The 24534-nt window shown below is 43.8% G+C and carries 25 protein-coding genes; 11 read left to right on the forward strand and 14 right to left on the reverse strand.

Annotation, left to right across the window (positions count from 1 at the left end):
• Positions 1-53: 53 nt before the first annotated feature.
• The 4 genes from A1QO_RS08090 to tsaA all read right to left on the reverse strand — a co-directional run bounded on the left by A1QO_RS08090 (position 54) and on the right by tsaA (position 3237).
• A complete protein-coding gene (locus tag A1QO_RS08090) occupies positions 54-245 on the reverse strand; it encodes a DUF4250 domain-containing protein (protein WP_017039923.1) in 192 nt (63 codons plus the stop codon).
• Between the two features lie 2 nt (positions 246-247).
• A complete protein-coding gene (locus A1QO_RS08095) occupies positions 248-451 on the reverse strand; it encodes a YaeP family protein (RefSeq protein WP_017035686.1) in 204 nt (67 codons plus the stop codon).
• A 273-nt stretch (positions 452-724) separates the two neighbouring features.
• A complete protein-coding gene (locus A1QO_RS08100; RefSeq protein ID WP_017039924.1) occupies positions 725-2440 on the reverse strand; it encodes a proline--tRNA ligase in 1716 nt (571 codons plus the stop codon).
• 101 nt (positions 2441-2541) lie between these two features.
• Positions 2542-3237 (reverse strand): tRNA (N6-threonylcarbamoyladenosine(37)-N6)-methyltransferase TrmO, encoded by a 696-nt coding sequence (tsaA, locus tag A1QO_RS08105; RefSeq protein WP_017039925.1) that lies wholly within the window; start codon positions 3235-3237, stop codon positions 2542-2544.
• A gap of 364 nt (positions 3238-3601) precedes the next feature.
• Here tsaA and A1QO_RS08110 point away from each other — a divergent pair, with 364 nt between their 5' ends.
• Entirely contained in the window at positions 3602-5188 is a 1587-nt protein-coding gene (locus A1QO_RS08110; RefSeq protein ID WP_017035683.1) for an AbgT family transporter, read from the forward strand.
• A gap of 86 nt (positions 5189-5274) precedes the next feature.
• On the opposite strand, the gene A1QO_RS08115 is transcribed toward A1QO_RS08110, so the two are convergent.
• Positions 5275-5721, reverse strand: coding sequence for a YaiI/YqxD family protein (locus tag A1QO_RS08115; RefSeq protein WP_026026760.1), 447 nt, complete (start codon positions 5719-5721; stop codon positions 5275-5277).
• A complete protein-coding gene (locus A1QO_RS08120; protein WP_017039927.1) occupies positions 5721-6014 on the reverse strand; it encodes a hypothetical protein in 294 nt (97 codons plus the stop codon). Before A1QO_RS08120 ends, A1QO_RS08115 begins: the two co-directional genes overlap by 1 nt.
• Positions 6015-6816: 802 nt before the next feature.
• Between A1QO_RS08120 and A1QO_RS08125 the strand changes: the two genes are divergently transcribed.
• On the forward strand, positions 6817-7323 hold the full coding sequence (locus tag A1QO_RS08125; protein WP_017039928.1) for a GNAT family N-acetyltransferase: 507 nt from the start codon (positions 6817-6819) through the stop codon (positions 7321-7323).
• On the opposite strand, the gene A1QO_RS20055 is transcribed toward A1QO_RS08125, so the two are convergent.
• Both A1QO_RS20055 and A1QO_RS08130 read right to left on the reverse strand, forming a co-directional pair.
• Positions 7283-7582, reverse strand: a complete 300-nt coding sequence (locus A1QO_RS20055) for a DUF3301 domain-containing protein (protein WP_083249895.1) — start codon at positions 7580-7582, stop codon at positions 7283-7285. The genes A1QO_RS08125 and A1QO_RS20055 overlap by 41 nt on opposite strands.
• Positions 7583-7613: 31 nt before the next feature.
• Complete coding sequence (locus tag A1QO_RS08130) at positions 7614-8654, reverse strand: DUF3549 family protein (RefSeq protein ID WP_017038926.1); 1041 nt, start codon at positions 8652-8654, stop codon at positions 7614-7616.
• A gap of 87 nt (positions 8655-8741) precedes the next feature.
• Between A1QO_RS08130 and A1QO_RS08135 the strand changes: the two genes are divergently transcribed.
• Positions 8742-9062, forward strand: a complete 321-nt coding sequence (locus A1QO_RS08135) for a YqcC family protein (RefSeq protein ID WP_017038927.1) — start codon at positions 8742-8744, stop codon at positions 9060-9062.
• Positions 9056-9772, forward strand: a complete 717-nt coding sequence (gene truC, locus A1QO_RS08140; protein WP_017035677.1) for a tRNA pseudouridine(65) synthase TruC — start codon at positions 9056-9058, stop codon at positions 9770-9772. The genes A1QO_RS08135 and truC overlap by 7 nt, the downstream gene beginning before the upstream one ends.
• 93 nt (positions 9773-9865) lie before the next feature.
• Here the strand turns inward: truC and dxs are convergent, their stop codons facing one another.
• The 3 genes from dxs to xseB are packed head-to-tail and all read right to left on the reverse strand — an operon-like array spanning position 9866 to position 12924.
• A complete protein-coding gene (gene dxs / locus A1QO_RS08145) occupies positions 9866-11761 on the reverse strand; it encodes a 1-deoxy-D-xylulose-5-phosphate synthase (protein WP_017040934.1) in 1896 nt (631 codons plus the stop codon).
• Between the two features lie 20 nt (positions 11762-11781).
• A complete protein-coding gene (gene ispA, locus A1QO_RS08150) occupies positions 11782-12666 on the reverse strand; it encodes a (2E,6E)-farnesyl diphosphate synthase (protein WP_017035675.1) in 885 nt (294 codons plus the stop codon).
• Positions 12667-12681: 15 nt separating this feature from the next.
• Entirely contained in the window at positions 12682-12924 is a 243-nt protein-coding gene (gene xseB / locus A1QO_RS08155; RefSeq protein WP_017040935.1) for an exodeoxyribonuclease VII small subunit, read from the reverse strand.
• 429 nt (positions 12925-13353) lie between these two features.
• Here xseB and pomA point away from each other — a divergent pair, with 429 nt between their 5' ends.
• The 7 genes from pomA (at position 13354) to rlmM (ending at position 20187) form a co-directional block, all read left to right on the forward strand.
• The gene (pomA, locus tag A1QO_RS08160; protein WP_017035673.1) at positions 13354-14118 is read left to right on the forward strand and encodes a flagellar motor protein PomA; all 765 of its coding nucleotides are present in this window, start codon (positions 13354-13356) and stop codon (positions 14116-14118) included.
• Positions 14119-14128: 10 nt separating this feature from the next.
• Positions 14129-15097, forward strand: coding sequence for a flagellar motor protein MotB (locus A1QO_RS08165; RefSeq protein ID WP_017035672.1), 969 nt, complete (start codon positions 14129-14131; stop codon positions 15095-15097).
• A 231-nt stretch (positions 15098-15328) separates the two neighbouring features.
• A complete protein-coding gene (thiI, locus tag A1QO_RS08170; RefSeq protein WP_017039929.1) occupies positions 15329-16777 on the forward strand; it encodes a tRNA uracil 4-sulfurtransferase ThiI in 1449 nt (482 codons plus the stop codon).
• Positions 16778-17186: 409 nt separating this feature from the next.
• The gene (locus A1QO_RS08175; protein WP_017040936.1) at positions 17187-18095 is read left to right on the forward strand and encodes a transcriptional regulator GcvA; all 909 of its coding nucleotides are present in this window, start codon (positions 17187-17189) and stop codon (positions 18093-18095) included.
• Positions 18088-18711, forward strand: a complete 624-nt coding sequence (locus A1QO_RS08180) for an alpha/beta fold hydrolase (RefSeq protein WP_017038930.1) — start codon at positions 18088-18090, stop codon at positions 18709-18711. The genes A1QO_RS08175 and A1QO_RS08180 overlap by 8 nt, the downstream gene beginning before the upstream one ends.
• Positions 18701-19099 (forward strand): DUF423 domain-containing protein, encoded by a 399-nt coding sequence (locus A1QO_RS08185; RefSeq protein ID WP_017040937.1) that lies wholly within the window; start codon positions 18701-18703, stop codon positions 19097-19099. The genes A1QO_RS08180 and A1QO_RS08185 overlap by 11 nt, the downstream gene beginning before the upstream one ends.
• Positions 19096-20187: a 23S rRNA (cytidine(2498)-2'-O)-methyltransferase RlmM gene (rlmM, locus tag A1QO_RS08190; RefSeq protein ID WP_017034662.1), complete on the forward strand. Its 1092-nt coding sequence runs from the start codon at positions 19096-19098 to the stop codon at positions 20185-20187. Before A1QO_RS08185 ends, rlmM begins: the two co-directional genes overlap by 4 nt.
• Positions 20188-20435: 248 nt before the next feature.
• On the opposite strand, the gene xni is transcribed toward rlmM, so the two are convergent.
• The 3 genes from xni to A1QO_RS08205 all read right to left on the reverse strand — a co-directional run bounded on the left by xni (position 20436) and on the right by A1QO_RS08205 (position 24512).
• On the reverse strand, positions 20436-21203 hold the full coding sequence (gene xni, locus A1QO_RS08195) for a flap endonuclease Xni (RefSeq protein WP_017039930.1): 768 nt from the start codon (positions 21201-21203) through the stop codon (positions 20436-20438).
• Between the two features lie 139 nt (positions 21204-21342).
• Positions 21343-22713 carry a nucleotide 5'-monophosphate nucleosidase PpnN gene (gene ppnN / locus A1QO_RS08200; RefSeq protein ID WP_017038932.1) on the reverse strand — a complete coding sequence of 457 codons (1371 nt, stop codon included), beginning with the start codon at positions 22711-22713 and terminating at the stop codon, positions 21343-21345.
• A gap of 233 nt (positions 22714-22946) precedes the next feature.
• Positions 22947-24512: a GGDEF domain-containing protein gene (locus tag A1QO_RS08205; RefSeq protein ID WP_017039931.1), complete on the reverse strand. Its 1566-nt coding sequence runs from the start codon at positions 24510-24512 to the stop codon at positions 22947-22949.
• Positions 24513-24534 lie beyond the last annotated feature (22 nt).

A 24534-nucleotide genomic window follows, 5' to 3' on the forward strand; every position in this document is an offset into this window, starting at 1 on the left:
CCGCCAATCGGCGGTTTTTTTATATTCTTATTTATAACATGAAAGCTTTTGGCTTAACGAAATTGACCGGCATCTAGCAGGAAGTCAAAACCAGCTGTTGCTAATTTTGCTTCTAATGCCGCTCTATCAATCTCAAAGTAGATGGCAAGCTTATCGAGATCACCACCAAAATCGTCGCGAAGTTTCATATTGACGATACTCATGAGCATGATTGGATCCATCGCTTCAAAATTCGATAGATGCATGATCAATCCTCAAAATCAGAAATCAATAGATTTGCCGCTGCAAATGCTGCTCGTTCACGGGTCTCTTTAGGGAGCGATGCATCAGCCGCAATGTCATTAAATGTTTTTACAGCACAAGTGATGGCTTTAGGAATGTAGCTTTGATCGCCACTGCCAATTTGTGAGTACAGTTCACGTACCAGATCACAACAGTCGTATACTTTCATGGTTTAACCCTAACTAAATGATAACTGCTCTCAATATACACATAGCTGTTGGGAAACTCAAAACGAGAGTTTGTTATAGCTCAAGGTATGGCTTTGTATGGTTGAGAATTAAACTATCAATACGATCGGATTGATGGAAAATAGCGGGTTGAGATGAGGGAGGGTAATGGTCCGAACTGCAATGGTAAAAAAAAGGGCTAACGCTCATCGTTAACCCGTTTCCTTTTATTTTTTAACTGATTGTTGCTTAAATGCTTGTTACTTAAATGATGGTTACTTAAGTTGAGATTTTACATGTTCAATAATGTCAGCCATCGGAATAGACGATTTTTCACCAGCACGACGGTTTTTGTACTCAAAGTTACCTTCTTTCATTGAGCGATCGCCAATAACGATAGTGTGGGGAATACCAATTAATTCGATATCTGAGAACATAACGCCTGGGCGCTCTTTACGGTCATCGAATAGTACTTCAATGCCCATCGCAGTCAGTTCAGTGTAGAGTTTTTCAGCCGCTTCTCTCACTTCTTCAGATTTGTGCATGTTCATTGGAACAATAGCCACTTGGAATGGTGCAAGTGCGTCAGGCCAAATAATGCCGTATTTATCATGGTTTTGCTCGATGGCAGAAGCCACCACACGAGAAACACCGATACCGTAACAGCCCATCTCTAAAATGGTATTTTTACCATCAGGCCCAAGCACTCCACAGTTCATCGCTTCTGAGTATGCTTTACCAAGCTGGAAAATATGTCCGACTTCGATACCACGTTTCAGCATCAGTGTACCTTGGCCACATGGGCTCGCATCACCTTCTATAACGTTACGTAGATCTTCAACTTGAGCAAGCTCAACGTCACGACCCCAGTTGATACCGAAGTAGTGCTTACCATCTACGTTTGCACCAGCGCCGAAGTCATTCATGACGGCAACCGTGCGATCAACGATGAATGGTAACTCTAAGCCAACAGGACCTAGTGAACCCGGGCCAGCACCGATCAGTGCACGGATCGTAGCTTCATCAGCCATTTCCAGTGGAGAAGCAACTTGTGGAAGATTTTCAGCCTTCACTTCATTAAGTTCGTGGTCACCACGGATGATAAGTGCAATGATATCAGCGTCTACTTCATCAGAAGCTTTAACGAATAGAGTCTTCACTGTTTTCTCAATCGCTAGACCGTGTTGCTCTACCAATTCTGCGATAGTTTTCGCGTTTGGCGTATCAACCAGTTCCATCTCTTGAGTTGGTGCTGCAAGTTCTGCAGCCGGAGCCAAAGCTTCGGCTTTTTCGATATTTGCTGCGTAATCTGATTCTGTAGAGAATGCGATTAGGTCTTCGCCACTCTCTGCAAGTACGTGGAATTCTTGTGAGCCACTGCCACCGATCGCACCAGAGTCAGCCAATACAGGACGGTACTCAAGCCCCATGCGGTCGAATGCCTTACAGTAAGCATCGTGCATCGCTTGGTAAGATTTCTCTAGGCCTTCTTTGTCGATGTCGAAGCTGTACGCATCCATCATAGAGAATTCACGTGCACGCATGACGCCAAAACGAGGGCGACGCTCATCACGGAATTTAGTCTGGATTTGATATAGGTTTAGCGGAAGCTGCTTATAAGAATTCACTTCATTGCGTACAAGGCTAGTAATGACTTCTTCAGCCGTTGGGCTAAGAACAAACGGACGAGAATGACGGTCAGTAAAACGAAGCAGCTCAGGGCCCATTTTCTCTGAACGGCCTGTCTCTTCCCAAAGCTCAAACGGCTGAACAACGGGCATCAAGGTTTCAACAGCACCTGCATTGTCGATTTCTTGACGAACGATGTTTTCGACTTTACGTAGTACACGTAGACCGGTAGGTAGCCAAGTGTATAAACCTGAAGCTAGCTTACGGATCATACCTGCACGTAGCATCAGCTGGTGGCTGATAACTTCTGCGTCGTTTGGAGTCTCTTTCAAAGTAGAAAGAAGATAGTTACTGGTACGCATTCTATGGTATCCGTTTGATCATTGATAAAAGAAAATTTGCGGTGGTCAATGACGACAGCAAATCTGATATAGCCGCATATAATATCAGCCTATTTGTGATCTCAAAAGCGCTCAATGTCAGTAACCGTAATGAAAAGCGCTTCTATGACAAATTTCACGTTGAGATCGAACAAGTTTACCGCATATTCTTTACTGTCTGGTTGTCCTTTTTTGTACGCTGGGCGGGGATCTTGTCCAAGAACTTCTTTGATTACCTGAATGATTTGGCGAGCTTGCGGGTGCCCAGCCAGTTGATTTTTTGCTCTTTCAGAGAAGTTAACGTCTAGAACTTCAGGTTCTTCAGCGGCAAACCCCCCTAATGCGTTTGGAATGGAATCGGAGTAGGGGATATAAGGTTTGATATCGAGAATGGGGGTTCCGTCGACGAGATCAACACTGCCTAGATCTAACCAAGTTTGTCCCTTTTCTTGAGAGACTCCTTTTAACTCAACGGCTGACATACCAATCCCATTAGGTCTGAATGTCGCTCGTGATGCAAACACACCAATGCGCTCATTTCCCCCTAATCTCGGTGGACGAACCGTGGGCTTCCACCCAGCAGCGAGATTCTTGTCGAACAAAAAGAGCAGCCACAAATGACTGAACTCGTTGATCCCTCTCACCGATTCCATGCAGTTAGCCTCATCCAGAAGTTTAATCCGTGCTGTAGCACTTGGCGCCAGTCGAGGCTGTCGTGGAACAGCAAATTTTTCTTTATATGGCGTTTGAATAACACCTATCGGTTTTACGGAGTACACGTTTGGCCTCACACTGTCGTTATTATTAAGCAAATGTTGAGAATTGAACCCGATCACTCACATGCTAATCAATCTTACTATCGCCACATATTAGCAAAATATTCTTATGAACAAGTGCTTATCGCGGATTGGTTGGATTGCTCGTTCTATCTCTCTATATTATTTTGTTGTTAATTTTTGGTTAAATAATCTTTATTTTTGTTTTTTTATGGTTTGTTTTACTGCCTTTTAATACCTTTTGTTACATATTGAGCTTCATTTATTTCAAAATGTGAAGTAATCTTCCGCCTCTTGTGTGTTGGCAGCGCAAGATCAGGGAAAAACAAATCACTAAGATTAAAAGCAAACTCAATGGAGGGAACAGATGAGTTCATCTGCTTCGATAAAAAACAATTCGCCGAAAAAACCTATTTTTACCCGCTTTTTAGACGGCGTTGAATATTTGGGGAACTTATTACCCCACCCAATCACCCTTTTTGCCATCTTCTGTGTCGCAATCCTAATTACTTCAGGCATTGCTGGCTACTTTGAAGTGTCTGTTATGGACCCTCGTCCAGAAGGAGCTAAAGGCCGTGCTGCTGACGGCATGATTCATGTAGTTAGCCTATTTAATGCCGAAGGTCTGCAACTGATTGTGACCAATCTGGTTAAAAACTTTGTCGGTTTTGCACCATTAGGGACGGTACTGGTTGCCATGCTTGGTGTTGCTATTGCTGAACACTCTGGGTTACTTTCTGCGGCAATGCGTGGCATGGTGATGGGCGCTTCTCAGCGTATGGTAACCGTGACGGTCGTGTTTGCTGGTATCATATCAAATACGGCATCTGAGCTTGGCTACGTGGTCCTTATTCCACTTGCTGCGATGCTCTTTCATTCTTTAGGGCGTCACCCGCTTGCTGGCTTGGCGGCTGCATTCGCAGGTGTGTCCGGTGGTTATTCTGCAAACCTTCTCATCGGTACGGTTGATCCACTGCTTTCTGGGATTACAGAAACCGCAGCACAGATGATCGATCCATCGTATACCGTTGGTCCTGAAGCAAACTGGTACTTCATGTTTGTTTCTACCTTCTTTATTGCGATTACTGGTGCATTTGTTACCGAGAAGATTGTTGAGCCTAAACTGGGTAAATACAATGACGAGGAAGCGTCTGAAGATTTATCAAATGACTCGATGGGTAAGTTAACGGATATCGAGAAGAAAGGCCTTAAACTTGCTGGTATTGCTGTTCTGGCCGTGAGTGCGCTTCTTGCTTGGACGATTGTTCCTGCTGATGGTGTTCTTCGTTCTGCATCAGGTACGGTTTCTGGCTCTCCTTTCCTAAAGAGTATCGTTGCGTTCATCTTCGTCTTCTTTGCTATTCCAGGTTTTGTGTACGGTAAAGTCACCGGTTCGATGAAGAACGACCGCGATGTCATCAATGCGATGGCAACGTCGATGTCTTCAATGGGCATGTACATTGTTCTTGTCTTTTTTGCCGCGCAGTTTGTTGCTTTCTTTAAGTGGACTAACTTCGGCCAAGTGATTGCTGTGGGTGGCGCGAGCTTCTTGCAAGAGATCGGTTTGACAGGACCAATGTTGTTCTTCGCATTCATCCTAATGTGTGGCTTCATTAACCTGATGATAGGTTCAGCTTCTGCTCAGTGGGCAGTCACAGCACCAATCTTCGTTCCAATGCTAATGCTAGTAGGCTACGCACCAGAAACGATTCAAGCGGCTTACCGTATCGGTGATTCAACTACGAACATTATTACACCAATGATGAGCTACTTCGGTCTTATCCTTGCAGTAGCAACGCGTTACATGAAGAACCTAGGTATTGGTACGCTGATCGCGACCATGTTGCCTTATTCAATCTGCTTTATGTTCGGTTGGAGCGTCTTGTTCTATCTGTGGGTATTCGTATTTGGTCTACCTGTAGGCCCAGGTGCTGCTACCTTCTACACGCCGTAGTCGTGTAAATAAAAAGTATTGTGAATAAAAAACCTGCGACTAAGTCGCAGGTTTTTTTATGTCGAAATTCTCACTAACGGTGTGCTCTATCGACGTTTTGCTAGAATGCGGTCGAGGTGGTTGGCAAATTCACGTCTATCGGTTTGAGACAGTGTCGCAGGCCCACCGGTTTGAATGCCGCTTGAGCGCATAGTGTCCATAAAGTCTCGCATATTTAGCCGAGCTTTAATGGTCTCTGTTGTATATAGCTCACCCCGAGTATTTAGGGCTAATGCGCCTTTAGTGATCACTTCATCGGCTAAGGGAATGTCTGAGGTGATGACTAAGTCGCCAGCGTTGGTCCGGCGCACGATTTCATTGTCTGCGATATCAAAGCCAGCAGGCACTTGAAGCGAATGGATATTAGCCCGCTTTGGCACGGGCACAACGTGGTTGGCAACAAAAGTGCATTCCACACCTGTTCGCTCGGCTGCGCGTACAATCGTTTCTCTGATCACTTTCGGACAGGCATCGGCATCGACCCAAATTTTCATCATTCTGACTTCTCGTTGAATTTTTCTTCTAATGCAGTGACTCGCTGAATCAGCTGATTAACTTGTTGCTCTAAACGGGCGATTTTATCTTGCTCAAAGGTGTTGGCTGCAGCGACTTCAACTTTAGGGACTCGATTCGAGTTTTTCCAACTTTTAATCGCGGTAATCAATGCAGGAATAGGGACAGAGCTGCTTAAACGCGCTTTAACGAGTGCAACGGTCGGTTCTTTTCCTTCTTTCGCAAGAGTGGATAATATGCTCGTGAGTTCGTCAGTGACATTTTGAGTTAACATCATTGGCTCCTAATTATTTTCTTTGCCACATCATACTGTTAATTGTCATTTTTGGCGAATCTCAAAATCGTCGTCGCTGTGTAAGAGATCTCTTACAAGTGATGTGAGATAAGTGCATTTTATAGAGAGAGAAATAGAAATCAATCCTCTTAATGCATTGATTTTAAATGTCTTTATTTTATCGTCATTGAGATGGCAATAAATTTCACATGGCAGTGTCTTGTCTATACATGAAATGAGCGTAAATTAGAACCGGTCGAAAGGAGTTCGATACGGAACAGGAAAACACCAAGGAATCGGTGATCTTCAGGATGAAGAGTTGGCAGCTAGGATAGCCGTCAGCAGGAAGCGAAGGACATTGTACGGATACAACAGTGGCTAGGATGGTTACTGCAAGGGAACGACAATGGACACCTCTAGGAAGAGGTAGGACAGCATCAGGATGATGTCATGGACACCGCTCAAGGAACAAGTGATGAGTGCTAACGAGGATTGTTGGCTATCAGGACGACTAGGACACCGCTAGGACGGCGAAGTACGGAAATGCTGATGGATTCAGCCACTATTATGGATGATGCATGGAGCACGACAAGTAGCCGGACTGCTGCGAGTAAGACTATAACCCCGATACGCAAGTGTCGGGGTTTTTCTTTTGTACTCTGTTTCTTATTTTGATAGAAAACATAATAAGCACACCAAAAGTAACCTAGATCAATACTTTTCTAGGATGCTTAGTTTAACTTTCGCCTCTGTAATAAAGGCTTTGTAATTATCTATTAGGTAGTCCCATCAAGGATTAGATATGACTATAGTAACTCGACGACTGATGCTACTTCCCTATAGCGACTCTCTGCAGTCAGAATTTCTGATGTTGAATTGCTGTGTGAAGAATCGGGCTGAAATGAATGGCCCTCACACGGTTGCGTCAGCGAGAGCGTTGTTTGATCGAGTACTGAACGATAGCTCAATGTATTGCATGGCTGTTTTGGATAACTACAACCGTGAATACATTGGCCATATCTTTCTCTCTCAATTGGAATCTGAACCTGAACTTGGTTTTATCATTGATAAAGCGTATTGGGGGAAAGGTCTTGCAAGCGAAGCATTAAAGGCGTTTATTCCAAAAGCCTACAGAGAGCTGTCTTTACAAAAAGTAGTGGCCACTGCCAATACCCATCATATAGCTTCAATTAAATTATTGGAAAAACTTGGCTTTCAAAAAGTAGGTGAAAACCAAGATTTTCATGGGCCTTACTACGAATATGAGCTTACAGCCGATGTGGTGGCAAATGAAAATTCAATGGCCTAAATCCACACATCATTAATTCCCCCTGGTAACAATCATCGCCCAACGATGAAAATTCAAAATGATATACCGTGTGCCATTGCCATTTACCTTGAGGTGTTCGCAACTTATGTTGTCCGAGTGAAACAGACACCAATTGTAAATCGAGCTGTTTGCACTTTCGCTCTATCGCCGATTTGGCCAATTCCCCTTGTTTTCTTTGTTGCCAAAATATAAAGCAAACGAGAAACAAAGCGATAATGGCCAGTAAATTATTAATCATGCAATTCCCTTATCATTAAAGCGTTAAAGCATTAAGACGAAAGCGTTGATTGCTGTAACGTTAATAATGCATTGGCCAGATCATCCGATGGATTGGAATGAAGTAGGGGCAAGATCACCATGCGCAGCTCTGGTAGCATCACTAAGTCTGAAAACAGTTGATTGAATAGTGCTTGGTTTCCTGTCTGTGCTAATCGAAGTAAGAACTGCTCAGCGATACCAGGCTCAACTAATACGTGCCATGTACGCCCCGCAATACCGATCAAAACCTCTTGATGGCTTAAACGTGGGCTAGCTAATATTTGATGAATAACGGGAAGAGAAATCGTATTGTCAGCCCCAGAAAGTGCACGGCACAAGGCCGATATTAAGAACAGATCGGGTTCTGGTGCTTCGATTTGATTGACGGTCATTTGAGCAATGTTCTGTGCAAGCTTGTCGGGCAATTCGGTATGCTCAAGAGCGCCTAGTAATGCGTATAAAGGCTCGTTTGGTAAGTGTCGTAACGCTTTACGCACCGTCACTGAGTTTTGAGATTGGCCTAAACGAGCACAAAGATCAGTGATCCCTTGTAGCCCAACGGTTTGCCAGTTTTCCCACCCTAGATTACCGGTAAAGTAGTGCTGCGCATGTTCGTAGTATTGGCTGCTTGATAAGGCTAAGTCAGAGCGAATTTGGCTGTGGAATACCGCCATTTTGTCATCGCTCGGTTTGAATGTGTAAGGATTGTTTGAGAGCTTTTCCTGTTGTTCTTCACTCATGTCTTGACTGATACGAGAACCCATCGCTTCTAGCACAAATTTTAAGAAGTTTCCTATTTCTGCTTGTTTTAGCAGCCCGCGTTCATCTAACTCAAATTTTAAAAACCAGATCCATGGCTGTTGTTTTTCATTCCAATATGCAATCGCTAAATGTGCTTTTTTTTGCAATGGATATGGATACGGTTGCTGACCTTTTTCTACTCGGTCAAAGGCCGTATTTTCGATGGTTTTAATGCGACGACCGAGGTCAAAAATCTTATATTGGCAACCACTATTAGTTAGTAGCTCGGTGAGGGTGTGTATAACTTCCATGAGAATAATGACCTTGAGTTTCTTTGTTTATTACATGGTATCCTAACGCGTAATTTCAAGGTCTTCGATAAAATTTCAGAGTGATTAATGACGCAATCTGTACAACTTCTTACTTTGCTTGATGAGTTACAGCAAGAGCTAGAGAAAAAACAGCTTTGGCAATCTCATCAACCGGATCAACATGCGCTTCAAAGCCAAGAACCTTTTGCCCTCGATACGCTCAACCCTGAGCAATGGTTACAGTGGATATTTATTCCTAAGATCCAGTCTATGATTGCACAAAGGCAGCCACTACCGGTCGGGTTTGCTATTTCACCGTATTTTGAACAAGTGTGGAAAGATCAGTCAGCCTACCAGTCTGTCGTTTTGATAACGACCAAGATAGATGAGGTGTCTAAACCATGTTAGAGATCATTTACCAAGATGAATACTTGGTGGCCGTGAATAAGCCCGCTGGTATGTTGGTGCACAGAAGTTGGTTAGACAAACATGAAACCCAATTTGTCATGCAGACACTCCGCGATCAAATAGGCCAGCATGTGTTTCCACTGCATCGATTAGACAGACCAACGTCAGGCGTATTGGTCTTTGCGCTGTCTAGTGAGGTGGCCTCTCAAGTCATGCCGATGTTCGCCAATCATGAAATGGAAAAAACCTATCACGCCATTGTTCGCGGTTGGATAGAAGAGGGAGGCGTACTCGATTACCCACTAAAGGTTGAGCTAGACAAGATAGCGGACAAATTTGCTAACCAAGAGAAAGAACCTCAAGAAGCGGTGACCGCTTATCAGCCGTTAGCACAGGTAGAAGTGCCATTCTCAACAGGGCGCTTTCCAACCAGCCGGTATTGCTTAATGGAAATGAAACCTCAAACTGGACGGAAACACCAGTTACGTCGTCATATGGCGCACTTGAGGCATCCGATTGTCGGAGATACGACTCACGGTGATGGAAAACACAACCGACTGTTTCGCGAAAACTACGATGCTTACCAATTGATGCTGCATGCATCTGAACTCAAGTTTATTCACCCTCTAACTAATGAGGAGTTAGTACTTAAAGCTGGATTTGATGAAACTTGGCAAAGGCTAATGACGGAGTTTGGTTGGCATAAATAGTAGGAATAAAAAACGGAGCGAGAAGCTCCGTTTTTTATTGTGTTTTATGCTTATCCAGCAATGCTTTCTATACTAACGTTTGATTCTGCACGGTTATTTAGCAAGATACTGGCTAATTGAACCTACAATACCTTGTGCATCTAAACCGAGTTCAGCATACAGTTCTTGCTGTGTTCCCTGAGCAATGAACTTGTCTGGGATACCTAGGTTTAACACAGGTTTGATTATTTTTTCGCTCATCATATGCTCTATGACACCAGCGCCTGCGCCACCTGCGATGACGTTTTCTTCTAGGGTGACGATAACATCGTGCTTGTCGGTCAGTTCTTTGATCAGCTCTTTGTCTAAGGGTTTTACAAATCGCATGTCGGCAACGGTCGCATTCAGTTCTTCTGCGGCTTGTAGTGCATCAGGTAGGAAGGTACCAAAGTTCAAAATCGCGACCTTTTCACCTTGACACTTTTCGCTTTGACACTTTCCACCTTGACGTATTAGGCGACCTTTACCAATTTCTAGAGCGGTAAAATCAGATTCAATAGTACTTCCCATACCATTACCACGAGGGTAGCGCACTGCACTTGGACCTGTATGCTGATGACCGGTATACAGCATTTGTCGGCATTCATTCTCATCACTTGGCGTCATGATGACCATGTTTGGAATACAACGCATAAAACTTAAATCGAACGCGCCTTGGTGAGTTTGACCGTCAGCACCAACTAAACCGGCTCGATCGATAGCAAACATCACTGGAAGATCCATAATCGCCACATCATGAATCAATTGATCGTATCCACGCTGTAAGAATGTCGAATAAATCGCGACAAGAGGCTTGTCACCCGCAATGGCCATGCCTGCTGCTAATGTCACGGCGTGCTGTTCAGCAATGGCAACATCAAAAAAGCGTTCCGGGTATTCTTTTGCAAAACGCACCATACCCGAACCTTCTTTCATTGCCGGGGTAATGGCCATTAACTTAGGATCTTGCGCCGCTAGGTCACACAGGAAGTCGCCAAAAATCTTAGAGAACGTCGGTTTTGTGCTACTGCTTTTTGGCAGGCTTAATTGGCTTGGGTCAAATTTTGGAACACCGTGGTAACCAATCGGGTCTTTCTCGGCTGGCTCATAGCCTTTGCCTTTTTTGGTCATGATATGCAAGAACTGTGGCCCTTTTAGCCCACGCATATTTTTTAAGGTCTTAATGAGTTCGTTGACGTCATGACCATCAATAGGGCCAATATAGTTGAACCCAAGCTCTTCGAATAATGTTCCTGGAACCACCATTCCTTTGAGGTGCTCTTCTGTTCTGCGAACCAGTTCCTTGATTGGCGGAACGCCAGAAAGGACTTTCTTGCCCCCTTCTCTGATCGAGGTATACAGTGTACCTGATAGCACTTGAGCCAAATGATTGTTCAACGCACCAACGTTTTCAGAGATCGACATTTCGTTATCGTTGAGAATAACCAGCATATCGGAATGAACATCGCCCGCATGATTCATCGCCTCAAAGGCCATGCCCGCCGTAATGGCACCGTCGCCAATGACACTGACAACTTTACGATTTTTTTGTTCTTTTTCTGCGCAGATAGCAATACCAAGCGCCGCGCTGATAGAAGTCGAAGAGTGACCGACCGATAACGTGTCAAATTCGCTTTCTTCTCGCCAAGGGAACGGGTGAAGCCCATCTTTTTGGCGAATTGTTGACATCTGATCACGGCGACCAGTGAGAATTTTATGCGGGTATGCTTGGTGCCCAACATCCCAAATGACTTTGTCAAAAGGAGTGTTATAGACGTAGTGCAACGCTACGGTTAACTCGACAGTACCCAGGCCTGATGCTAGGTGACCACTGGATTGACTCACAGAGTTAAGCAAATAAGTTCGAAGTTCATCACACAGCTTAGGCAGTGTCTCTTTAGGAAGACTTCGAAGTTCATCCGGTGTATTGGCCAGTGATAACGTTGGATATTTTGAAATATCAAGAGTCATAGTAATGCGCTTATTAGTGTTTAGTTCTTGCGTTCGATGACGTATCGGGCGAACTCTTCAAGTAATTCTGTATTGTAAGGAATCTCTTTGAGTGCCTGAAGGGCTTCATTCAATAGAGTATGAGCTTTATCTATCGCACCATCCAATCCGAGTAGAGATGGGTAGGTACTTTTATTTAATTCTTGATCAGAGCCTTGAGGCTTGCCAAGGGTCTCAGTATCGCCAATAACATCTAAAATGTCATCTTGGACTTGGAATGCAAGGCCGATGGCATCCGCAAATTTATCAAGCTGAGGGAGTATGGCAATACCTTCTTTCCCTGCAGATAGAGCGCCGAGTCGAACGGCACATTTGATCAGTGCGCCTGTCTTGTTACGATGAATTTCTTCGAGTTCTTCAAGAGTCACTTGGCGGCTTTCGGCTTCAAGATCAAGTGATTGACCGATACACATGCCATGAGCCCCTGACGCTTGTGCCAGTGCTTGGATCATCTTAATGCGTTGCGCTTCAGCGACGGAGGATAGTTCACCTTCTGCCAACACCGTAAAAGCGAGGGTTTGCAGAGCATCACCCGTTAGTATGGCTGTTGCTTCATCAAACTTAATATGGCAAGTCAGTTGACCGCGACGCAGTTCATCGTCGTCCATTGCTGGCAGATCGTCATGAATTAGTGAGTAAGCATGAATACATTCAATAGCAGCAGCGGGTGTGTCTAACCCTGCTTGTTCGCAGTTGAGCATTTGGCCAGTGGCATAGACTAAGAAAGGACGAGCGCGCTTTCCACCAAGTAGCAAACCGTAACGCATGGCATTAATGAGCGTACTGTCTTGGTGTGGCAGACGATCCAACCAGGCGTTGAGCGTGTGATTGTTTTGTTGTTGATAAGCGGTTAACGCCTCAATCATAATGGTTCTTCTATATTATTCCGTCGGAGATTCAAAAGGGCTCAGAGGCGCTTCGTCATCATTTTGCAGCAAAATGCTCACACGTTGTTCAGCATTGCTTAGTTTTGTCTGACCGACGCGAGCTAAAGCAATACCACGTTCGAATTTTTTTAGAGCGTCATCAAGCGCTAACTCGCCATTTTCCAACTGTTCAACTAAAGTGTCGAGTTCTTCAATGGTCGCTTCAAACGACATGTTTTCAGGTTTTTTACTCGCCATAATATGTCTCGTTTAGCTGTCTAGTTGAGAAAGATGGACGAAAGTTACCTTAGGGCGTGGTGATGGTCAAATTTAACCAAAAAAAATTGTTAGAAAAGTGGAGCTTAAACGGTCTATTTTCTATACCTAAGTGACAGTGTGTGACTTGTATGAATAGAATGTTGTGACTCAATATGAATAATTTTAGTCGCCGTTGTGATAAAAACACACTGTAAATGTCATCATAGGTTGATCTGTGTGGTGAAAAACTTTGAAAGGAATTCCAATAATTTAGTTAAAGATCTTATGATCAGGCCGATAACTAATTTAACTGACGAAAGAATACCAATTTATCTTATCCTTAAATAACGTTAATTGAGCACTCGCCTTGTGTTTTTTTGAATTGGTATCAATCTCATATTCGCTGATAAATAGCATGAGGAGTGCTTTGTGGATTTAGCAACGCTGTTAGGACTCATTGGTGGTTTTGCCTTTGTCATCATGGCGATGATTCTTGGTGGCAGCATCATGATGTTCATCGATGTCACGTCAATCTTGATCGTAGTCGGTGGCTCCACCTTCGTTGTATTGATGAAGTTTACAATGGGCCAGTTTTTTGGGGCAGCAAAAATTGCCGGTAAAGCATTCATGTTTAAAGTGGATGAGCCTGAAGATTTGATCGCGAAAGTGGTTGAAATGGCAGACGCAGCACGGAAAGGCGGTTTTTTAGCGCTGGAAGAGATGGAGATCACCAATGGTTTCATGCAAAAAGGCATTGATCTGCTGGTGGATGGGCATGACGCCGATGTGGTGAGAGCGGCGCTGCAAAAAGATATCGCGTTAACCGATGAGCGACACGACTTTGGTGCCAGTGTTTTTAGAGCCTTTGGTGATGTTGCTCCTGCGATGGGAATGATTGGTACTCTAGTTGGTTTGGTTGCGATGCTGTCTAATATGGATGATCCAAAATCCATTGGTCCTGCAATGGCGGTTGCATTGTTAACCACACTCTACGGCGCGATTTTATCTAACATGGTGTTTTTCCCTATTGCCGATAAATTGTCCCTCAGACGTGAACAAGAAAAATTGAATCGTCGCTTGATTATGGATGGCGTGCTTGCTATCCAAGATGGTCAAAACCCACGAGTTATCGATAGTTACCTTAAGAACTACCTCCATGAAGGTAAACGTGTTCTTGATGTAGATAACGAGTAAGGAACGCAATATGGATGATGAAGAAGATTGCAAATGTCCGCCCCCCGGTCTCCCGCTGTGGATGGGAACATTTGCCGATTTGATGTCACTGTTGATGTGCTTTTTCGTATTGCTGCTTTCGTTTTCAGAAATGGATGTTCTGAAATTCAAACAGATAGCGGGTTCGATGAAGTTTGCCTTTGGGGTTCAAAACCGTCTTGAGGTGAAAGACATCCCTAAGGGGACCAGTATTATTGCCCAAGAGTTTCGACCAGGGCGACCAGAGCCTACGCCGATTGACGTGATCATGCAGCAAACCATCGATATCACGCAGCAAACCCTTGATTTTCACGAGGGTGAATCCGATCGAGCGGGGGGGACTCAGCGAGACAAGGGTAAACAGACGGGCGGAAAATCACCCGATACCTCAACGCAAGACAACCAAAACAACGAAGCCGATCAACAACAGCAGCAAGAATCGGATTCACAATCAGAAGCGCAATCTGAAGAGCTTGAAATCTTAGAAGAAGCGATCAAAAAAGCCCTAGAGCGCGAAATCGCGGAAGGGGCGATTGAAGTTGAAAACCTAGGGCAGCAAATCGTTATCCGTATTCGAGAGAAAGGGGCATTCCCTGAAGGATCGGCGTTTTTACAACCGAAGTTTAGACCCTTGGTTCGCCAAATCGCAGAGTTGGTTAAAGATGTACCTGGCATTGTTCGTATTTCGGGTCATACCGATGATCAACGATTAGATTCTGAGCTGTATCGTTCTAATTGGGATCTTTCTTCTCAGCGGGCGGTTTCTGTTGCTCAAGAGATGGAAAAAGTCCGCGGCTTCTCTCATCAGCGTTTGAGAGTTAGAGGGATGGCCGACACGGAACCGCTAGGGGAAAATGATACGGCTGCTCAACGCTCTCGAAATCGTCGAGTTGAGATCAGCATTATGCAAGGTGAGCCACTGTATAGTGATGAAGTGCCATCAATACCGCTTGAACCGTAATGTATTGATTAAAAAAGGGTTGTCGATGGAGTTTGTTAACTCTCTTGGTCACGAGAAAGGTGAGTGTAACGCTCACCTTTTTTATGTTTGCAACCTCGTGTATAATCTTGCGCCCTTATAGAGCGGTTATTAAAACACGCTTATTGTTTTGGTGATTGGCCTTTGGGTTACTTACTGTAATGAGAAGCAGAATAGTCGCGTTGCGCCAGCTTTTAACCTGTGAAGTGATGTATGAAATTTATCGTTAAGCCCCATCCAGAAATTTTTGTAAAAAGTGATTCTGTGCGCAAGCGCTTCACAAGGATTCTAGAGTGTAATATTCGCAACATACTACAAAACCGAACCGAGTCGGTTGCCGTATTCAACCGTCGTGATTACATTGAAGTCACTTCACAAAGTGACAAATACTACAACGAAACGTTAGACGTTTTAACTCAGACTCCGGGTATTCACCACTCTCTAGAAGTTCAGCAGTCTGATTTTAAAGATCTGCACGATATCTATGAACAAGTATTGGAGTTAAGCGGTTCTCTCATTGTCGACAAGACTTTTTCAGTGCGTGCTAAGCGTCGCGGCAAACATGACTTTTCTTCGATTGAGCTAGAACGTTATGTTGGTGGTGGCCTTAATCAAGCGGTTGAAAGTGCCAAAGTTCAGCTTAAGAACCCAGACGTAACAGTCAAAGTTGAGATTGAAAAAGATAAACTTAACCAAGTGATTGCCCGTCATAAAGGTTTAGGTGGATTCCCTCTAGGAACGCAGGAAGATCTTCTTAGCTTAATTTCTGGTGGTTTTGATTCAGGTGTTTCAAGTTACTTGCATATTAAGCGTGGCTCAAAAGTACACTACTGTTTCTTCAATTTAGGCGGCCCGGCACATGAAATTGGTGTGAAGCAAGTTGCTCACTTCCTATGGAATAAATACGGTTCATCGGCAAAAGTAAAATTCATCTCAGTGGATTTTGAACCTGTTGTGGCGGAGATTTTAGAGAAAGTTGACGATGGTCAAATGGGCGTCGTACTAAAACGTATGTTTATGCGCGCGGCGGGTCAAGTTGCAGAGAAATTTGGTATTCAAGCATTGATCACAGGCGAAGCGCTTGGGCAGGTTTCTAGCCAGACGCTGACGAATCTTCGTCATATTGATAACGTGACCGATTCATTGATTCTTCGACCGTTGATCAATTGGGATAAAGAAGACATTATTTCTCTTGCTCGTGAAATTGGTACAGAAGACTTCGCCAAAACAATGCCGGAATATTGTGGTGTTATTTCTAAAAATCCAACGGTTAAAGCTGTCAAAGCCAAACTAGAAAGAGAAGAAGGAAACTTTGATTTCGCTATTTTAGAGGGTGTTGTCGAGAACGCTCGAGTCATGGATATTCGTGACATTGCAAAAGAGAGTGTGAAAGCAGCGCCGGAAGTAGAACACGTACAAAAAGCGGATGGTAGTGCTATCGTGCTGGACATTCGTAGCCCGGAAGAAGAAGATGGCAACCCATTAGTGATTGATGGCGTTGAAGTAAAACATATTCCTTTCTTTAAACTCGGCACGCAATTTGGCGATTTGGATCAAGATAAAGAGTACCTTCTTTATTGTGATCGCGGCGTAATGAGTCGCTTGCAAGCGTTGTACTTGCAAGAGCAGGGTTACCACAACGTAAAAGTGTACCGACCTTAGGTTACGGTTACATCAAGGTAAGATAGCCAATAGAATTAACATGATGACGCGAATCGTATGACGGTTCGCGTTTTTTTTTGCTGTTCAGTCCAGCTCAGCCCTGTTGTCGATAGATAAAAAAACACCGCCAAAAGGCGGTGCAAAATCATTTGACAGACAGGTCAAAAATACAGGAAGTTGATCTTGTCGTTGAGAGAACAGCGACAAAATATTTGGTAGAAATCTACCTAACTCGAAAACCGAGTATGCAAACACAACATAGCAAGCAGCAAGCCAATTAATTCTAGAGAGAATTAAGCCGTTCAGGCCTGCGCTGCGGGGTGAAATATAGAATTTCTCTGGCCGCTAAGCAATCGACAATTTATAATGTTTCAGATTAAAAAAACTAATCCATTTTTTGAGTGCTCCTATGTCTAGAAGATTGCCTCCTCTTAATTCGTTAAAAGTGTTCGAAGCAGCCGCTCGGCACTTAAGTTTCACTCGTGCTGCTGAAGAGTTATTTGTTACTCAAGCTGCAGTTAGCCATCAAATTAAAGCTCTGGAAGAGTTCTTAAGTCTGAAGCTGTTTCGTCGACGAAATCGTTCTTTGCTATTGACAGAAGAGGGCCAAAGTTACTTCCTCGATATTAAAGACATCTTTTCATCTCTTGCTGAAGCGACCGATAAAGTACTTGAACGCAGTGAAAAAGGCGCGCTGACCATTAGCCTGCCACCCAGTTTTGCTATTCAATGGTTGGTTCCACGTTTAGCCGATTTTAATCTGCAACAACCTGACATCGATGTTCGAATTAAAGCCGTTGATATGGATGATGGCTCTTTGACTGATGATGTCGATGTGGCGATTTACTATGGTCGAGGCAATTGGCCAGGTTTACGAGCCGATAAACTGTATCAGGAATACTTAGTTCCCTTGTGTTCTCCTGGTCTGCTATTGGGGAGTAAGCCTTTAGAGTCACTGAATGATCTTAAATCACATACGTTATTGCATGATACGTCTCGTAAAGATTGGAAGCAGTTCACTAAGCAATATGGACTGGAAGGGGTGAACGTCAACCATGGGCCTATCTTCAGCCATTCTACTATGGTGCTTCAAGCTGCTGTACATGGGCAAGGTATTGCTCTAGGACATAACGTATTGGCTCAACCAGAATTAGAAGCCGGACGTCTTATTGCTCCATTTGATGAAATATTTGTCACTAAGAATGCTTTTTATGTGGTGTGCCATGATAAGCAAGCGGATATGGGGCGGATAGCCACATTCCGTGACTGGATGTTAGCCAAGGCTCAAAGTGAGCAAGAGGAGTTTCTTGATGACTGATTACCTGATTGATGGTCAAAGCGATCAGCCAGTGTTCATTTTTGCTCACGGTGCGGGGGCGGGAATGGATCACGATTTTATGGTTCAGGTGGCCAAAGGTTTGGCCGAAAATGGCATTCAGGTGATTCGCTTTAATTTTCCCTATATGGTCGAACGTGCTGAAAATGGAAAGAAGCGTCCCCCCGATCGTGCGCCAAAGCTCCTAGAGGCGTACCAGAAAGTGATTGATGACGTTGCAACTCGACCAGTCGTCATTGGTGGAAAGTCGATGGGAGGGCGAATGGCAAGCCTATTGGCTGATGAAACGTTAGTGGCTGGTGTCGCTTGTTTAGGCTACCCGTTTCACCCACCTGGCAAACCCGAAAAGTATAAAGGGGTACATTTGGCCACACTGAGTAAGCCATGCCTTATTTTGCAAGGTGAACGCGATACAATGGGAAAACGAGAAGAGTTTCCTGAGTTTTCGCTTTCAAGCCATATCGAGGTCGCTTTTATTCCCGATGGTGATCATAGCTTCAAGCCTCGTCAACGTTCAGGGTTTACACAAGAACAAAATATCGCGTTAACCGTTGAGAAACTCAGCCAGTTTATTTTAGAGGTGTACGATGCGAAGTAAGCCATTACTTACATTTTGTGGTTTATCTGGCATGGTTTCAGTCGCTTTAGGGGCTTTTGCCGCACACGGCTTAAAATCTATCTTGTCGCCATACCTGCTGGGTGTTTTTGAAACGGGTGTGCAATATCAATTTATTCACTCCATCGCGATTGCGGTATGTGCGATTTTAATTCAGATAAATATGAGCCAAAAAGCACAAAAGTATTTTTTCCTTGCCGCAATTTGCTTTATTATCGGCATCCTTTGTTTTAGTGGCAGTCTTTATGCTCTAGCGCTTACCGGAATTAAGTGGTTTGGACCGACTACCCCATTGGGTGGTCTACTATTTATTATTGGGTGGGGGCTGTTTACTGTCGCAGCACTACAGTTAAAAGAGGTTAACAAGTGAAACACGTAATGCTCTATTGCCGTTCTGGCTTTGAAAAAGAGTGCGCTGGTGAAATTCAAGATAAAGCGAATCACCTAGAGGTGTATGGTTTTCCTCGTGTACAGAAAAATACTGGTTATGTGCTGTTTGAGTGCTACCAAGAAGGCGATGCGGGTAAGTTGATCAAATCGATCGATTTTCAAACGTTGATCTTTGCTCGTCAAATGTTTGCGGTTGCGACTGAGCTTACTGAGTTGCCAACAGAAGACCGTATCTCTCCTATTTTACAAGCGTTGAGCGAGGTTGAAGGCTTTCCTCGTTGCGGTGATATTCGCATTGAAACGCCAGATACCAATGAAGCTAAAGAGCTGCTGAAATTCTGCCGTAAATTTACCGTACCGATGCGTCAAGCCATGCGCGGTAAAGGGTTAATGTTCAATAAAGATAACCCTAAAAAACCAGTCATGCATATCTGCTTTGTCGCACCTGGCCACTGTTACGTGGGGTACTCAAACGTCGACAATAATTCAAAATTCTTTATGGGAATTCCACGGTTAAAATTCCCTGCCGATGCACCAAGCCGTTCGACATTAAAACTTGAAGAAGCATTCCATGTTTTTATCCCTCGCGATGAGTGGGATGAAAGATTGGCGTCAGGGATGTGGGGAGTGGACTTGGGTGCATGCCCAGGTGGTTGGACATATCAATTGGTGAAGCGTTCTATGTTTGTTCATGCGGTTGATAACGGCATGATGGCTGACAGTTTAATGGAAACGGGCCAAGTTAAGCACCATCAAGTCGATGGGTTTAAATTTGAGCCAGATCGTAAGAACGTCACTTGGCTTATTTGTGACATGATTGAAAAACCCTCACGTGTTGCTCAGCTTATGGGCGAGTGGATCATTAGTGGCTGGGCAAAAGAAGCGATTTTTAACCTGAAACTGCCGATGAAAGGTCGTTATGATGAAGTGCTCCAAGATATTGAGAACTTGAAGCAATTTTTAACTGAAAATGACGTTAAGTATAAACTTCAAGCGAAGCATCTTTATCATGATCGTGAAGAAATAACGGTTCACCTTCAGTGCTTGTCGAATATCTCGCCGCACTAACGTTTTGACGCACTAGCTATTTCGATGCACTGATTCTCTCATAGCGCTAGATATCTCACTCCATTAAGTGACGAAAAGATTAAAGACTTCGAGGCCCACGTTACTGTGGGCCTTTTTGTATCCGCTAGAAGAGCGGTAGTATTACATCCGAATCGTGATAGTGTGTCGCTGAGAATGGATTGATGATAGTTAGTAGTTAGTAGTTAGTTAATAGTGGATAGATTCTGCACTGGTAGAGCAACCTCTATTTATCCGTTAAAACGTAGATCTTGTAAATTGAACCCTAACTCTATATCGGTTTTAAGCGCACATACGGCTTTGCAGGTACGCGCAGAGTCAATGTGCGCATCAAATTTCTTTCGGTATTTAGGTAACAGATCATCAGCGCTGTAGGCGGTCTCAATATCGGTGTATTGGTTCAGTATTTCTTTAGCCGCTTTTGGGCCAATGCCTGGAATTCCTGGGACTTGGCTTGAGCTAATACCAGTCAGCCCCCAGTAGTCAGAAAGCTGACTCGGTTTAACACCAAATTCTTTTTCAATAAAAGGCTCATCGAGCCAGCGGTGTTGAAAATAATCGCGAATTTGTAGCGTTGGGGAGAGTAATTGGCAGTAGCCTTTGTCGGTTGAGATAATGGTGACTGTTTCACCGTGTTGAGCCACTTTTACCGCTAATGTGGCGACCAAATCATCGGCTTCATCACCATCGGAAAGCAGCGAATCAATACCTAGATCCCACCAGGCTTGCTGAATTTTATCTAAACCATGCAGTAAAGGCTCAGGCATGGGCTTTCGGTTTTCTTTATATTTAGGCATTATTTCTGCTCGCCAACCTCGATTTTGCAAATGGTGATCAAACACCGCAATGATATGCGTAGGTTCGGCTTCATTTATTATGCGCTTTAATGTTCGGCTAGTCGTTTCAATGGTTCTTGCTATGTCTGCGGGATCGGGCTGAGCTGAGTGGACACGTCGAATCAGGTTGAGCGCATCGATGATCACTAGGTGTATTGACATAACATTCCAAAAAATAAGGGCTTATTCAGCCCTTATTGTAATGAATCAATGATAGATTGCTACCCATTGCCCTTAGAGAATGAATCGCCGTGAAGAGTGACTGTAACCTGAAATGGCATCGTGATCGCTTTCTATCGGTTTAACGTTCGTCAGTGGTGGCTATTTTGTAACAAGGTACGTAATCGGTGCCACCAGGTAACTTCATTCTATGTTGTTCAACAAAATCGTTGAGCAGCTTGTCCATCTTCTCCATAAGTATTGAATCTCCGTTGATCGTGAACGGCCCATGTTTCTCTATTTCGATGATGCCTTCCGCTTTAACGTTACCAGCAACAATACCAGAAAAGGCTTGTCTGAGTGCGGCCGCTAAGTTTTCAGGAGGCTGTTCAAGATGAAGATCCAAGCTCGCCATGCTTTCATGGGTAGGTTCGAAGGGGAGCTGAAATTCCGGTGCAATTTTAAGTGACCAGTTAAAACTGTAAGCATCACCAGTGTCTTTTCTGTGCTGTCTTACACTAGGCATCGCTTGGCTGATAATTTGCGCTGCCTTTTCTGGATCATCGATGACTATTTGATAATGCTTTTGTGCTTCTTTGCCAAGAGTATCACCAATAAACTTATCGATTGAGCGGAAGTAACTTTCACTCTCTTTTGACCCTGTCAGTACAATCGGCATCGGTTGGTCAGCATTATCTGGGTGCATCATGATCCCCAGAATATACAAAAGCTCTTCAGCGGTTCCTGGTCCACCAGGGAAGATAACAATCCCGTGGGCCATACGAACGAACGCTTCCAGACGTTTCTCAATATCCGGCATAATGATCAACTCATTGACGATCGGATTCGGTGGCTCTGCTGCAATAATGGATGGCTCGGTTAACCCTAAGTAACGACGATTTTCATAACGCTGCTTAGCGTGACCAATCGCGGCTCCTTTCATAGGCCCTTCCATTGCTCCTGGCCCACAACCGGTACAGATGTTCAGCTCTCGAAGGCCGAGTTCATGGCCCACTTCTCTTGTGTACTGGTACTCAGTTGGGTTGATCGAATGCCCCCCCCAGCAAACCACAAGATTTGGCTCAATGCCAGGTGTTAATGCGTCTGCATTTCGTAATATCCCAAAGACCAAATTGGTAATATGAGTACTATTTGTGAGATTCAAACGTTGGCTGTCGGCAAGGTGCATATTGACGTAAACAATATCACGCAGCACGGAGAATAAGTGTTCTTGAATGCCCTTGATCATTTGCCCATCCACATAGGCATGTTCAGGCGCATTACTTAATTCGAGCTTGATACCACGCTCGCGACGAACGACATTAACATCAAAGGATTTGTATTTTTCTAATAGCACTTTTGAGTTATCGGTGTGGCTACCAGAGTTCAGTACTGCCAGAGTGCAGTTTCTATAAAGTTGATAAATATCACTAGATGCTGTTTTTTTAAGACGCTCAACTTCAAGTTGAGAAAGCAAATCCATACTACCTGCTGGGCTAATATGAGTGATCATAGTCGCCTCCTATTATCTGAGAAATAAACACACCGAGAAAAGTTGGTGTATTTAACATCTTAGCAAAGAAATTCAATATATAACTATTTGAAAAGACTAAATCAATATAGAAATGTTAAAAAAATGAGTCTCATGGGGCATTTGCACAGATGTATGGGGGAGAAGTATGAGGAGAAAATAGGACTATTGACCGGCAACCTTGAGTTTGAAAGCACGGACTTTAAGTGGTGTGGTTATTTCCAAATAAGTTGGTTCGTCCCTAAACTTTTGGCTTCAGTGAGATTGCGACTAATGCGATCAAGCACTTCTTCTGGGGTATCCGATTCTCTAAATACAGAGCTGGTGGCGGTAAGCGTGATAGAAATGCTTTTATCTTTAAATTTGAAAGGTAATTTACTGACCTGCCTTTGAATGGTTTGAATCACTTTATAGCACTCGTTGTCGTCTCGTTCGGGCAATAAAAGAATAAACTCTTCACCAGCAAATCGAGCTACCGTATCGGTATCTGACACTTCTTTGGAGATTGTTCGAGCGATAATCTTCAATGCCTTATCACCAGCAACATAGCCAAAGCTGTCATTGATGGCTTTAAAGTTATCAATGTCTAACAATACGATGCGCAAATTATTCTGTGTTCTAATCCATCGACGGTACTCTAACTCCATACGATCATTAAAGGCCGTACGGTTATATATTTTGGTCAGAGGGTCGAGCAGCATTCGTTTGGCTTGATCTTCAAGTCGGCGACGGTGATCTTGGGTTAAATCGAATACCGCTTCTAATTGCTGCTTTCCATAGCTCATGCGTTCAATGAGAGCTTCTTCTCTTTGCTCAGCATGGTTAAGCCGTTCGGTTAATGATGTCAATTGAGCGAATAAAGGGGTCATTTCTTTCTTTAGAGCGTCCAGGTCATTGGATGAATTGACCGCCGATTTTGATTTTATGACCAGTGCATCGAGTTCTTTATTGATATTTTTTCGTTGGTCAAAGTAGCTTTGGCTTTGGTCGACGCTTTGGGCGTTACTTTTTAGAGTAGAAGAGAGCGACGAGTTGACTTGCTCAAGGAATTGCTCTGACGTTTTACGCTCAAAGTTTGTACCATCAACGACTAACTTAAGAACTTGCAGTGTTATCTCGAGTAACGATTGCGTTGAGACACCGAGCAGCAGTTTCGCTCTGATGTCGATGAGTATATCGCCAGATTCGCCTTCAAAATCCAATTCAGTGATTAAATGTTGTAATTCTTCTGATAAACGGGCGAGCAGTTCTTTATCTGCGGCATTGTTTATTTCAGATAATGCGGTGTCTGGGTTTGAGGTGATGATTTTTATCGAACGTTCGTAGATCGCAAGCAGTTGTAGCGCATGGGTTGAATCTTTGTTTTTTTCCGAACCGGAATAGCTAAGGAGATCTCTTAAATCACGCTTTATTCTAGGCGGCAGCCCAGTAATACGCAGTAGGGTTTCTCCACTGTGTTTGACTTGTGAATCTAACTGAACCGTCTTTTTTTCCATAGCCAACGTCTGTTGTTTCAACATTCTTTCTAATACGGCAAGACGCGGTATTAGCGAGCTGATGTCTTTATGCTGCTCAAGAGCTTGTCGCAACTCACCAAGGCTAGTGCTTAGTTTTGAATTCTCTTCACCACAAGCAAAGCTGAGAGACGCAACAATACGCTTAAGAACATTTTGTTCTCGTTTAAATTTGAACGAAGAATCTCGTTGTGTCAAACGAACCTGTTCAAGTTCGCTTTTTAGCTTGATTAGCTCTAATTCTAAATCTTGTTCGAGAACGCCCATACAAACTTAACTATATGTCCAT

This window comes from Vibrio genomosp. F10 str. ZF-129 (assembly GCF_000287055.2).
GTDB lineage: Bacteria > Pseudomonadota > Gammaproteobacteria > Enterobacterales > Vibrionaceae > Vibrio.